This window comes from Delftia tsuruhatensis (genome assembly GCF_903815225.1).
GTDB lineage: Bacteria > Pseudomonadota > Gammaproteobacteria > Burkholderiales > Burkholderiaceae_C > Comamonas > Comamonas tsuruhatensis_A.
In genome coordinates, this window is sequence record NZ_LR813084.1 from 5104054 (window position 1) to 5116470 (window position 12417).

A 12417-nucleotide genomic window follows, 5' to 3' on the forward strand; every position below is an offset into this window, starting at 1 on the left:
CCTGCGCCGCGAACCACCGAATTCTTCCCGCATGATTCTTACCGCCGACGACTACGCCGCCATACGGCTGACGCTGGAGCTGGCCACCGTGACCACGGTGCTGCTGCTGGCGCTGTGCACGCCGCTGGCCTGGTGGCTGGCCCATACGCGTTCGCGCTGGCGAGGGCCCATCGGCGCCGTGGTGGCGCTGCCGCTGGTGCTGCCGCCCACGGTGATCGGCTTCTACCTGCTGGTCACCATGGGCCCCAACGGACCCGTGGGGCAGCTGACGCAGGCGCTGGGGCTGCGCACCCTGCCCTTCACCTTTCCCGGTCTGGTCATCGGCTCGCTGGTGTATTCCATGCCGTTCACGGTGCAGCCGCTGCAGCGCGCCTTCGAGTCGCTGGGCAAGCGTCCCTTGGAGGCTGCGGCCAGCCTGGGCGCGGGTCCTGTGGACCGCTTCTTCACCGTGGCGCTGCCGCTGGCGCGCCCGGGCTTCATCACGGCGGCCGTGCTGACTTTCGCGCACACGGTGGGCGAGTTCGGCGTGGTGCTGATGCTGGGCGGCAACATCCCCGGCGTGACGCGCGTGGTCTCGGTGCAGATCTACGACCATGTGGAAGCCATGGAGTACGCCCACGCGCACTGGCTGGCCGGCGGCATGGTGGTGTTCTCCTTCCTGGTGCTGCTGGCCCTGCACCTGCTGCAGCCGCGCGAGGACCGCCGGGCATGATGACCGCCTTCTCCCCGCCCCCGATGTACGGCGACCTCAACGGCGCCGAAATCCTTGCCACGCTCGCGCTGGCACGCGCCGACTTCCGCCTCGACGTGCGGCTGCAGTTGCCGGGCCGCGGCGTCACGGCCCTGTTCGGGCCCTCGGGCTGCGGCAAGACCACCTGCCTGCGCAGCCTGGCGGGGCTGGAGCGCGCGCGCGGCCGCGTCGTGGTCAACGGCGCCGTCTGGCAGGACGACGATGCCGGCCGATGGCTTCCCACGCACCAGCGCGCACTGGGCTACGTGTTCCAGGAAGCCAGCCTGTTCGCCCACCTGAGCGTGCGCCGCAACATCGACTACGGCCTCAAGCGCACGCCGGCCGCGCGGCGCAAGGTGTCCCAGGACCAGGCCGTGGCCTTGCTGGGCATAGGCCACCTGATGGACCGCATGCCTTCCACGCTGTCGGGCGGAGAGCGCCAGCGAGTGGCCATCGCGCGGGCCCTGGCCACCAGCCCGCAGGTACTGCTGATGGATGAGCCGCTGGCCGCGCTGGACGCACAGCGCAAGGCCGAGGTCCTGCCCTATCTGGACCAGTTGCGCCGCGAACTCGACATCCCCGTCGTCTATGTGAGCCACTCCATCGACGAGGTCGCGCGCCTGGCCCGGCACATGGTGCTGCTGGACACCGGCCGCATCGTCGCGGCCGGTCCCACGGACCAGTTGCTGGCACGCCTGGACCTGCCGCTGAGCGCCGGCGACACGGCGGCCGCCGTGGTCCATGCACGGGCACTGCACCACGACCCCGCCACGCACCTGGGCACGCTGCAATTCGACGGAGGCCAGCTGCGCATGGTCATGGCGACGCCGCGCCCCGTGGAGGAGCCGGTGCAGTTGCGCGTGCAGGCACGCGACGTGAGCCTGAGCCTGAAGCACCCCGAGGACAGCAGCATCCTCAACATCCTGCCCGCCACCGTGTGCGACACGCGCGAGGACGGCCCGGGCCAGGTCATGGTCTCGCTGCAACTGGGCCAGGCCCGGCTGCTGGCGCGGATCACCGCGCATTCGGCACGGCAGCTGGCCATCGCCCCGGGCCTGCATGTCTTTGCGCAGATCAAGGGCATGGCACTGCTGGACTGAGTCCCTGCGGCGCGCCGATATCATGGCCCCACCACCCGTGCGGCCCCTGCCATGAACGCCCTCACCGAACCCCTGCCCGAGTCCGGCGCCGCCTGTCCGGTCGCCATCCCCGCCATCGCCGCGTTGCGCAGCGTCGACGTCACCCGCCTGCGGCTGGAGGACGACGGCACGGTGCGCGCCTGGCCCGAGCCCCAGGTCCTGGCCAGCGAAGTCCCCATCGCCCTGGTCTTCAACGGCATCTCGCATGCCGTGATGATGGGAACGCCCTCCGACCTGGAGGACTTCGCGCTGGGCTTCGCCCTGACCGAAGGCATCCTGGACAGCGCTGCCGACTGCTACGGCATCGAAGTGCGCCCCGTGGCGGCCGAGGCCGCGGGACTGCCGGCCGGCATGGATGGCATCGAGGTGCAGCTCGATGTCGCCTCGCGCTGCTTCGCGCGGCTCAAGGACCGGCGCCGCAGCATGAGCGGGCGCACGGGCTGCGGTGTCTGCGGCGTGGACAGCTTCGCGGCGCTGGACCTGTCCTTCGACCCGCTGCCTGCACACGGCTGGATCGCCCGTGTCGATGCAGCCACGGTCTGCGCCGCCATGGCCGCCCTGCCGCCGCAGCAGTTGCTCAACGCCCAGGCCGGCGCCGTGCATGCCGCAGGCTGGGCCGGGCTGGACGGGCAATTGACCGACGTGCTCGAGGACGTGGGCCGCCACAACGCGCTGGACAAGCTCGTGGGCCGGCTCGCGCGCACAAGCCGCCTGGGCGAGCCAGGCTTCGTCGTGCTGTCCAGCCGTGGCAGCCATGAGCTGGTGCGCAAGTGCGCCAGGGTCGGCATCGCGGCGCTGGCCACCATTTCCGCGCCCACGGCCATGGGCGTGCAGATGGCCGAGCTGACGGGCCTGCGCTTCTGGGGCCTGTGCCGGCCGCCCAGGGCCGTGCTCTATGCGCCGGGCAGCGCCTGACCCAATGCCCCGGTGCAGCACCCCTGGCCGCGCATCTTCGTAGAATCGCGGGTTCAGCCCCTGGATGTACACCATGAACCGCTGCAAGCCTCTTCTCTCCCCCGCCCGGCGCCTGTGCGCCGGCGCACTGCTCGCCGCGCTGGCCTGCGCCAGCCTGGGTGCCGCCGCGCAAGGCCTGCCCTCCAACGAGACGCGCAACTTCCCGCCGCAGACCCAGTTCGGCGAACTGCTCGTGACCTCCAGGTTTCCCGAGATAGAAATCGACGGCAAGGCCATGCGCACCACGCCAGGCTTTCGCCTGTTCAGCCCCGAGCGCACCCTGGTGCAGGCGCCCAACTACCAGGGCAGCAAGCTCGTCGTGGGCTACGTGATCGAGCCGCAGACGCAGTGGGTGCACCAGGCCTGGATCCTGACCAAGGCCGAAGCCGACAAGCACTACAAACCCAGGTCGATGCTGCTGCGCATCTTCAACTGAGGCCGGAGCTCCCCGCCCAAGCATCGGCAAAGGCCCGCGCAGACGCGGCCATGGGCCATCCCTTCGCTCCGGGGTGGCCGCCCTTTCCATTTTTTCGCAGACCGCCCTGTCCTGTGGTGGCTGCACGACGGAACCCCACCATGTCCAAGAAAGTCTTTATCAAAACCTTCGGCTGCCAGATGAACGAGTACGACTCGGACAAGATGGCCGACGTGCTGGGCGCGGCCCAGGGCTACGAATCCACCGACGATCCCGAGCAGGCCGACCTCATCCTGTTCAACACCTGCTCCGTGCGCGAGAAGGCGCAGGAGAAGGTGTTCAGCGACCTGGGACGCTACAAGCACCTGAAGGAGCGCGGTGTGCTCATCGGCGTGGGAGGCTGCGTGGCCAGCCAGGAAGGCGAGGAGATCATCAAGCGCGCGCCCTACGTGGACGTGGTCTTCGGCCCGCAGACCCTGCACCGCCTGCCCGATCTGCTCAACGCGCGCGCGGCCCGGCAAAAGCCCCAGGTGGACATCAGCTTCCCCGAGATCGAGAAGTTCGACCATCTGCCGCCTGCCCGCGTGGAAGGCGCATCGGCCTTCGTCTCCATCATGGAAGGCTGCTCCAAGTACTGCAGCTACTGCGTCGTGCCCTATACCCGCGGCGAAGAGGTCAGCCGCCCGTTCGAGGACGTGCTGGTCGAGGTCGCCGGCCTGGCCGACCAGGGCGTCAAGGAAGTCACGCTGCTGGGCCAGAACGTCAATGCCTACCTCGGAAAGATGGGCGACACCGCCGAGATCGCCGACTTCGCCCTGCTGCTCGAATACGTCTCCGAGATCCCCGGCATCGAACGCATCCGCTACACCACCAGCCACCCCAACGAGTTCACGCCGCGCCTGATCGAGGCCTACGCCCGGCTGCCCAAGCTGGTCAGCCACCTGCACCTGCCCGTGCAGCACGGCAGCGACAAGATCCTCATGGCCATGAAGCGCGGCTACACGGCCATGGAATACAAGAGCACCATCCGCAAGCTGCGCGCCATCCGGCCCGAGATGGCCATGAGCAGCGACTTCATCGTGGGCTTCCCCGGCGAGACCGAAGAGGATTTCCAGAAGATGATGAAGCTCATCCACGACGTGCGCTTCGACAACAGCTTCAGCTTCATCTTCAGCCCGCGCCCCGGCACGCCGGCCGCCAACCTGCACGACGACACGCCCCACGACGTGAAGCTGCGCCGCCTCCAGGAGCTGCAGGCCGTGATCAACCAGAACATCAAGGACATCAGCGACGAGCGCGTGGGCACGGTGCAGCGCCTGCTGGTCGAAGGCCTGTCCAAGCGCGACGGCAGCGAACTCATGGGCCGCACCGAGTGCAACCGCGTGGTCAATTTCCCCGGCAACGAACGCCTGATCGGCCAGATGGTCGATGTGAAGATCACCGAGGCGCGCACCTTCACGCTGCGTGGCGAGGTGGTGGTGCGCCACTGACGGACCCTGCCGCGGCACACGGGCAAAAGGCGGGGCATGGCGTGTAACAGAGCGTGAAAACAGGCGGGCGGCACTGGCTGGACACAGGGGCTGCCGATAGCATCTCGGGGTCGCCGCCTTGAGGCCCATCGGGCTGCATGGCTCTCCCAGCATCGCTTGCCTGCTATCGATTCCATGACCCTACCCCAGCCCGCCCCCCTGCCTCCCCGTCCTGGAGGGCGAAGCCCTGCACGCCTTCGTGGACCAGGCCCATGAGTTGCTGCAACAGGACGACGAGGGCTCCGGCATCGCCGCGCCCGAGCGCCAGGCCGCGGTCAGGGAACTGCTGGCCCAGCAGCGCTTCGTCCCGTCCACCGTAGGTGAGCTGGAACGCCTGCACGACCTCTGGCTCGACCTGGACCAGCCCGAGACCGCCAATGCCTTGTTGCGCGAACACCGCGATGCCGCGCTGCGCTCCCTGTCCGGGCAGGAGCGCCTGCAGGCCACGGCCAGCCTGGCGCTCAGCGACATCCAGAGCCGGCTGCGCTTCGACCGCGAAGGGGGCGTGGCACTGCTCGGGCCAGCCGCCGACCTCATGGGCCGGCTGCCGCACACCGGCGAGCCGTACAGGTACTGGAACGGCTGGCACTACCTGGCCCGCGAGGCCTGTGCCTGGGACCTGGCCGAGCAGGGCGTGGACCTGCAGCGCCACCATGAACGCAGCGATCCCGATGGAGAGGCCTCGCCCGCCTGTCGCGATGCGCGCGCCTGCCTGCGCAAGGCCGAGCTGGCCCGACTGCGCGGCGATGCGGCCGCCACCGTGCGCCAGGTACAGGCCGCCACGGCGCAACTGAGCCAGGCACAGGCCGCGCAAGGCGTGGACTTCGGCGACTGGCTGCACCTGGCCCACCAGGTGCTCGCGCTGGCCCCGCAGAGCGTTCCGGCCGTGCTCATGGCGGCGGATCAGCATCTGGCGCGCACCGAAACCCCTGCCGCCTCGCAGGCCGTGCGCACCCATCGCAAGGTCCATGCGGCGCGGCTTCAGGCCATGGCCTGCCACGCCATGGGCCAGACCGAGGCCGCCCTGCAGCTGGCGCCGTCGGGACGCATCGGACTGGTGGACGATTCGGGCGACCCCTTCAGCGGCCTGGTGCTGCAATGGCTGCAGGAGGCGGGACGCATGGCCGAGGCCGCCGACCTGGCCCTGGAAAGCGTGCTGCACAGCCGTCCGGGATCGGCCCGGCAGGGCCATGAACTGGCCCTGCGCATGGTGGACAGCGACAACGCGCACGCTCCGACCTGGGCACTGATCCTGGCCTGGTCCGGACTGGACCCCGACATGCAGGAGATCCTGGAGGACAGCCCCGCAGCTCCGCGCAGCGCCGACGAATACCTGGCCCTGGCACGCAGCCAGGCGCCCGGACACCCTCTGCTGGACCTGATCGATGGCTGGAGACTGGCCAAGGAGCGCCAATGGGAGCAGGCCCTGCCGCTGCTCGAGCGCGGCGTGGGCGGGCAGCCCCGCTACGCCAACTCCGAGCTGCTGCCCATGCTCTGGGCCGCCCGCTTTGCCGTGCTCTCCCCGCAGCAGGCGCTGCAACGTCCCTTCCCTCAAGGCCATGGCGGCCACTGGTGCTATGCAGCCGGCGTGGTGCTGGACGACGAGGACGACCTGGCCCCCATCATGGGAGCGGGCCGGCAGGTGCCGGCCGACGCAGTGCGCGAGCCGCTGGTGCAACGCTACTACGAGGAGGGCCTGGCCCGCTTCGAGTCCTTCTGGGCCAGCGGCCAGGGCATGTACAAGGACGGCGACTTGCACGTCTACTCCATGCTCTGCAACAACCTGGCCATCAAGTACCGCATGCTCGAGCGCTACGACGATGCCGCGGCCCTGCACCGCAAGGGCCTGTCCAGCAGCCCCTTCGCGGAACACCACGACGGCCTGCTGTGGTGTGCCATCGGCCAGAACGACCGCGCCGCCATCGTCGCGGCGGCCGAGCAGCTGTGGCACTTCACGCAGGAGCACGGCTACAGCCGCCACAGCCCCACGGACTACTTCCCCAGCGCCGGACAGGCGCTCTACCAGCTGGACCGCTCGGGCGAGATCGGCATCTGGCTCGAACGCCTGGACGAATGGTTCAGTGACCTGGATGAGGAAAACCAGCGCGAACAACGGCGCGACTACCTGGCGGCCCTGATGTCACTGCTCGACTTCTTCTCCGAAAACCATGGAGAGCTGGTGCATCCGCGCCTGCTGGCCCTGCTGCCCGAGGTGCGCGCGCTGGGAGAGTGCTACACGCTGCGCCGCCTGGCCTGCGCCATGGAAAGCTGCGGCCCCCTCGAGCAGGCCGTCGCCCTGCACCGCGAAGCCATCGCGAAACTCACGGCCGATGACAGCGAAGAAGAGCACCGCATGGCCCGGGAAGGCCTCAAGCGCTGCCAGAAACTGCACTCCGCCAGCAAGCCCTGGTGGAAACTGTGGTGAAAGCCACCGCCGCGCGCCGTGCCTACCGCCCGCGCGACGTGGTCAACGCGCCCGCCATCAAGCAGCGCATCGGCGAGCGCAGCGCCGCGCGCGGCGACACCCAGGAGATCGCGGCCTGGCTGGCCAACCATTTCTACCGCCATGTGGTCGGCAACCTCGATGCCGAACCGCCCGCCGTACAGCCCCTGACCACGCAGGCCGACCTGCTGCGCCTGCACCGTGGGGCCCCGCCGCCCGCCTGGGCCCTGGAACGTCTGCGCGAGCATGCGGCCCGGCCGGCATCGGGCCATGGCGCGGGGGCGCAGGCACACCAGACGCCGCTGTGGTGGGTGGACCCTGACAGTGCCCCCCTGCTGGCATTGGAGGGCCGGCTGCTGGAGTTCCTGTCCACGCGGCGGGGCACGGCGCTCGAAGGCAAGCTGCAGCGCATCAACTGCCCCCAGGCACTGGCACGCTGGACGCTGGAGCACCTGGCATTTGCACAGAGGCGCGACAGCGGCTGGGCCGGGCACCAGCCCGGCGCCGTACGCGCGCTGCTGCAGGGCCAGTTCGGCATCTTCGTGGAGTTCGATGCAAAGAGCCCACAGCTGCGCGCCGAAATGGCCTATGAAAGCCAGATGATGCGCCACTGCCTGGGCCAGTTCAGCGAACGCGGCGCACTGCGCGGCGGCTACGGCGAGCACTATGCCGAAGCCTGCGAGCAGGGCAGGCTGCGCCTGTTCAGCTACCGCACGGGCACGGCCCAGCCGCGCATCACCGTCAGCGCCCTGGTGCGGGAAGACGGACGGCTGCGCATCGACCAGATCAAGGGCAAGCAGAACCGCCCGCCCATCGCGCGCTACCTGCCCGATGTGCTGGCCCTGCTCAACCACCTGGACGCGGACGGCGAGGCACCTGCGGATGCCCTGGCCATGGGTATCGTGCACCGGCCCGCGCACCTGCGCGATCTCCATGCGCAGCCCCCGGCACCCGCCTGGTGCGCGGCCGCCGAGCTGCACGGCGAGGCCGAGCAGTTGTGGCTGTTGCAGACCCACCCTGGACTGCTGGAGCAGCTGGACATCCGCACCCCCCTCATGCAGTGGCTGGTCGCGGCACGGCGCGACACGGTGCCGGTGGCCGTCTTCGAACGCATGCCACGCAGTCCGGCGCTGCAGCAGGCGCTGGCGCTGGCACGCAGGCGCACGGCAGGAGGTGCGCGGTGAACGCCTGGACCGTTCTGATCATTCTGGTGCTGCTGGCCTGGACTGCCCGCGCCGGGCTGCGCCGCGTCCGCGCGGCGCGCCAGCGCGGTGACTTCAGCAGCTACCGTACGGGAGATGCCGCGCTGGACCAGGCCCTGGCCTTGGCGCACCCCATGGCCTTTCACGCCATCCGAGGGGGCTTTGCCGACCGGCAATTGCACGGGGCCGACGCGGCCCTGGCCTCCCAGTTGCGCCCCATGGTCCTGCACCACCTGGGCCTGCGCACCGACCTGGACGATGCCCAGGCCCGGCAGCAGTTGCCCGAAGGCCTGCGCCAGCGCTGGTTCACGCTGGACCTGCAGCGCCTGCTGCCCGGCGACGATCCCCGCGCCGCCATGGCCTTCGCCTGTGCGCGCGTGGCCTTCCATGTGCGCTGCGCCTGGCTGCTGGGCTGGCTGGACGAGGCCTTGCAGCAACAGATCCTGCTCATGAATGCGAGCCGTGCCCGGGACTGCTTCGGCGACTGGCAGGCGTTTGGTGAAGCCTATGCACGCGGCCGCAGCCAATGGCTGGCCCATGGTCGCGCCGACGTGCTGGGCCGCAGCGTCACGCCCGAAGAAGTGCGCCAGTGGGTGGCCGATCCACGCCATCCCTGGCACGCCATGGACTGGGATGCGGCCTAGCTTCAGGCAAAGATGCTGCGCGCCTCGGTGAAGCGCCTGGCGAAGTAGCTGTTGTCCATGCGCACGCGCTGCACTGTTCCACCACTGGATGGCGCGTGCACGAACTGGCCGTTGCCCACGAAGATGCCCATGTGCGAGTACCGCGTGCCCAGGGTGTTGAAGAACACGAAGTCGCCACGCTGCAGGCTGGCGCCCCCCACGGGGTTGCTGAACTGCGCCCACTGGGCCGTGGTGCGCGGCAGGCGGCTTTCGGTGATGCCGCCCACGGCCCACTGGATCAGGCCGCTGCAGTCAAAGCCCCCTTCGGGCGAATTGCCGCCATAGGTATAGGGCGTGTTGACGACCAGCATGGTGCGTGCCAGCAGCGCCTCCCGCAGTTCCGAATCGAGATTGAGCGCCTGGGGCGAAGGGGCCGGCGCGGGCCCCGTGCCCTTGCGCGGCGCCGAGGAGCAGCCGGCCAGCAACGTGGCCGCCGCCAGCAAGGTCCAGTCGCGGCGCGACAGCCGTGGCGCCGGCACCAGGGCGCGGGCGCGAGAAGTCGGGACACCATTGCTCATGGCGAGGCATGTTCTCACAAAGGCCCTGCAGCGGCAAAAGAAAAGCCGCAGGCTGCGCTGCGGCTTGGCGGACAGGAGGTGGCGTCCGCGGGGGATCGGGGGAAATCAGAACGGCAGCTTGGGCATGCCGCCACCCATCATGCCCTTCATGGCCTTCATCCCGCCCATGCGCTTCATCATCTTCATGAGGCCGCCGCCCTTCATCTTCTTCATCATCTCCTGCATCTGCTCGAACTCCTTGAGCAGGCGGTTGACTTCCTGGACCTGCACGCCGGCGCCGTCGGCGATGCGTTTCTTGCGCGTGGCCTTGATGATCTCGGGCTTCTTGCGCTCCTTGGCGGTCATCGAACAGATGATGCCCTCCTTGCGGCGGATCTCGCGCTCGGCCTTGTCCATGTCCACCTGGCCGGCCTTGGCCGTGAGTTGCGCCGGCAGTTTGTCCATCAGGTTGGACAGGCCGCCCATCTGCTTCATCTGCTGGATCTGGGCCAGGAAGTCGTTGAGATCGAACCCGTCACCGCTCTTGACCTTCTCGGCCAGCTTCTGCGCGGCCTCCATGTCCACGCCCTTGGTGACCTGCTCGACCAGGGCGACGATGTCGCCCATGCCCAGCACGCGCTGGGCATGGCGGTCGGCGTCGAAGACCTCCAGACCGTCGATCTTCTCGGACACGCCCGCGAACTTGATGGGCGCGCCCGTGATCTGGCGCACCGACAGCGCGGCGCCGCCGCGCGAGTCACCGTCGAGCTTGGTCAGCACGATGCCGGTCAGCGGCAGCGCCTCCTTGAAGGCCTTGGCCGTGTTGATCGCATCCTGGCCCTGCATGGCATCGACCACGAACAGGGTCTCCACAGGCTTGAGCGTGGCGTGCAGATCCTTGATCTCGGCCATCAGCAACTCGTCGATGGCAAGGCGACCGGCCGTATCGACCAGCAGCACGTCGAAGAAGTGCTTCTTCGCATAGTCCAGGGCGGCCACGGCGATGTCGTGGGGCTTCTGGTCGGGCGTGGAAGGGAACCATTCGGCACCGGCCTGGGCCGTCACCGTCCTGAGCTGCTCGATGGCGGCGGGGCGGTAGACGTCGCCCGAAACCGTGAGCACCTTCTTCCTGCGGCGTTCGATCAAGTGCTTGGCCAGCTTGGCCGTGGTCGTGGTCTTGCCGGCGCCCTGCAGCCCGGCCATGAGGATGATGGCCGGCGGCTGGGCGTTGAGGTTGATGTCGGCCACACCCTCGCCCATGGTGGCGGCGAGTTCCTTGTTGACGATGGACACCAGCACCTGGCCCGGCTGCAGCGAGCCCAGCACCTCCTGCCCCAGCGCCTTTTCCTTGACGCGCGCGATGAAGTCGCGCACCACGGGCAGGGCCACGTCGGCCTCGAGCAGGGCCATGCGCACCTCGCGCAGCATGTCCTGCACATTGGATTCGGTGATGCGGGCCTGGCCGCGCATCTCCTTGACGAGTCGCGAAAGTTTGTCGGTCAGAGCGGAGGCCATAAGCGGGGAGACTGGAAGCTGCGGGAAATGGAGGGTTGCGCCGTGGCGCACGGGCCGGCGGGCGGCGTCGACGCCGCGGGTCCGGCATGTCCCGGAGATTCTACCCGCAGCCCCTGGCGGGGCCGGTACCGGCGACCCGATGACCGGCAGGGCTGCCGCCGCGTGGCATGGTTGCCGCCGCGCAGGGGCAGGCGGGCCCAGCGCGCCTGGATTCTGAGCCTGCGCAGCTGTCGCCGCAGCAGCGCCAGCTATCATTGAAACATGCTCGCTGTCCCCCTGATTTCCGCCAACGCATCGCCACTGGGCTGGATGCTGGCCATGGCCGCCGCCGTTGCCTATGCCGTGCCGGCCGTCGGCGCCCGACGCATCAGCCAGGCAGGCGCGCGCGCCGCACTGCGCCTGGCCTGGGTGCTGCATGCCCTGGCCCTGGCCTGGGGCCTGCTGGGCGAGCAGCCGCACTTCGGCTTTGCGCCGGCGCTGTCCATGACCGCCTGGCTGGTGCTCACGGTCTATGCGGTGGAGCAGCAGCTGTTCCCCAAGATGCGGGCGCAACTGGCCTTGTCGGCACTGGGTACGGTCGCCGTGCTCATGGCCGCCCTGTTTCCGGGAACGCCTTTGCATGTCGATGCCTCGCCCTGGCTGCCGCTGCACCTGGCGCTGGGCATCGCCTCCTACGGCCTGTTCGCGGCCTCGGTGGTCCATGCGGGATTGATGACGCGCGCCGAGCAGCACATGCGCCAGGGCGGCGGCCATGACAGCGGCCTGCCGCTGCTGACGCTGGAGCGCCTGACCTTCCGCTTCGTGGGCGCGGGCTTCGTGCTGCTGACGGCCACGCTGGCCGCCGGATGGCTCTTTGGCGAGCAGCTGTATGGCAAGGCCTGGGTCTGGAACCACAAATCGGTGTTCTCGCTGCTGTCCTGGCTGACCTTTGCCGTGCTGCTGATCGGCCGCGCACGCTTTGGCTGGCGTGGCCGCAGTGCCGTGCGCATGCTTTATGCGGGAGCCTTGCTGCTGCTGCTGGCCTATGCGGGCTCGCGCTTCGTGATGGAAGTTCTGCTGGGGCGGGCGGCATGAAATACCTGCTGGTACTGATCGTCGTCGCCATTGCCATCGGCGTGTGGCGCGGCCAGCGGCGCGCCGAGGTCCGGGAACGGCGCCAGCGCGCGGCGCCGCCTGCGCCGCTTTCCGCGCCACAGGACATGGTGGAGTGCGCGCACTGCGGCCTGCACCTGCCACGCAGCGAAGCCTTCGAAGCCGCGGGACGCTGTTATTGCAGCGCCGAGCACCGGGCGCTGGCCCAGCGGCGCTGA

Annotated in this window: 12 protein-coding genes; 10 read left to right on the forward strand and 2 right to left on the reverse strand. The window is 69.3% G+C overall.

The features are described 5' to 3' along the window. Positions 1–31 precede the first annotated feature (31 nt). The 8 genes from modB (at position 32) to L1Z78_RS23295 (ending at position 9056) form a co-directional block, all read left to right on the forward strand. Positions 32–712, forward strand: a complete 681-nt coding sequence (gene modB, locus L1Z78_RS23260; protein WP_234638698.1) for a molybdate ABC transporter permease subunit — start codon at positions 32–34, stop codon at positions 710–712. Then, positions 709–1830, forward strand: a complete 1122-nt coding sequence (modC, locus tag L1Z78_RS23265) for a molybdenum ABC transporter ATP-binding protein (protein ID WP_234638699.1) — start codon at positions 709–711, stop codon at positions 1828–1830. The genes modB and modC overlap by 4 nt, the downstream gene beginning before the upstream one ends. A 51-nt stretch (positions 1831–1881) precedes the next feature. Then, the gene (fdhD, locus tag L1Z78_RS23270; RefSeq protein ID WP_234638700.1) at positions 1882–2784 is read left to right on the forward strand and encodes a formate dehydrogenase accessory sulfurtransferase FdhD; all 903 of its coding nucleotides are present in this window, start codon (positions 1882–1884) and stop codon (positions 2782–2784) included. 73 nt (positions 2785–2857) lie between these two features. After that, positions 2858–3259: a hypothetical protein gene (locus tag L1Z78_RS23275; protein WP_234638701.1), complete on the forward strand. Its 402-nt coding sequence runs from the start codon at positions 2858–2860 to the stop codon at positions 3257–3259. A gap of 140 nt (positions 3260–3399) precedes the next feature. Further along, complete coding sequence (miaB, locus tag L1Z78_RS23280) at positions 3400–4728, forward strand: tRNA (N6-isopentenyl adenosine(37)-C2)-methylthiotransferase MiaB (RefSeq protein WP_234638702.1); 1329 nt, start codon at positions 3400–3402, stop codon at positions 4726–4728. 238 nt (positions 4729–4966) lie between these two features. After that, positions 4967–7192 carry a hypothetical protein gene (locus L1Z78_RS23285; RefSeq protein ID WP_234638703.1) on the forward strand — a complete coding sequence of 742 codons (2226 nt, stop codon included), beginning with the start codon at positions 4967–4969 and terminating at the stop codon, positions 7190–7192. Next, positions 7186–8394, forward strand: coding sequence for a hypothetical protein (locus L1Z78_RS23290; protein WP_418921647.1), 1209 nt, complete (start codon positions 7186–7188; stop codon positions 8392–8394). The genes L1Z78_RS23285 and L1Z78_RS23290 overlap by 7 nt, the downstream gene beginning before the upstream one ends. After that, complete coding sequence (locus L1Z78_RS23295) at positions 8391–9056, forward strand: DUF1266 domain-containing protein (RefSeq protein WP_234638705.1); 666 nt, start codon at positions 8391–8393, stop codon at positions 9054–9056. Before L1Z78_RS23290 ends, L1Z78_RS23295 begins: the two co-directional genes overlap by 4 nt. A gap of 2 nt (positions 9057–9058) precedes the next feature. Here L1Z78_RS23295 and L1Z78_RS23300 read toward each other — a convergent pair whose 3' ends face one another. Further along, on the reverse strand, positions 9059–9613 hold the full coding sequence (locus L1Z78_RS23300) for a C40 family peptidase (protein WP_234638706.1): 555 nt from the start codon (positions 9611–9613) through the stop codon (positions 9059–9061). A gap of 105 nt (positions 9614–9718) precedes the next feature. Continuing rightward, positions 9719–11107, reverse strand: coding sequence for a signal recognition particle protein (gene ffh / locus L1Z78_RS23305; protein ID WP_234638707.1), 1389 nt, complete (start codon positions 11105–11107; stop codon positions 9719–9721). Between the two features lie 261 nt (positions 11108–11368). Here ffh and L1Z78_RS23310 point away from each other — a divergent pair, with 261 nt between their 5' ends. Beyond that, positions 11369–12181 (forward strand): cytochrome C assembly family protein, encoded by an 813-nt coding sequence (locus L1Z78_RS23310; protein ID WP_234638708.1) that lies wholly within the window; start codon positions 11369–11371, stop codon positions 12179–12181. Then, complete coding sequence (locus tag L1Z78_RS23315; protein ID WP_234638709.1) at positions 12178–12417, forward strand: PP0621 family protein; 240 nt, start codon at positions 12178–12180, stop codon at positions 12415–12417. The genes L1Z78_RS23310 and L1Z78_RS23315 overlap by 4 nt, the downstream gene beginning before the upstream one ends.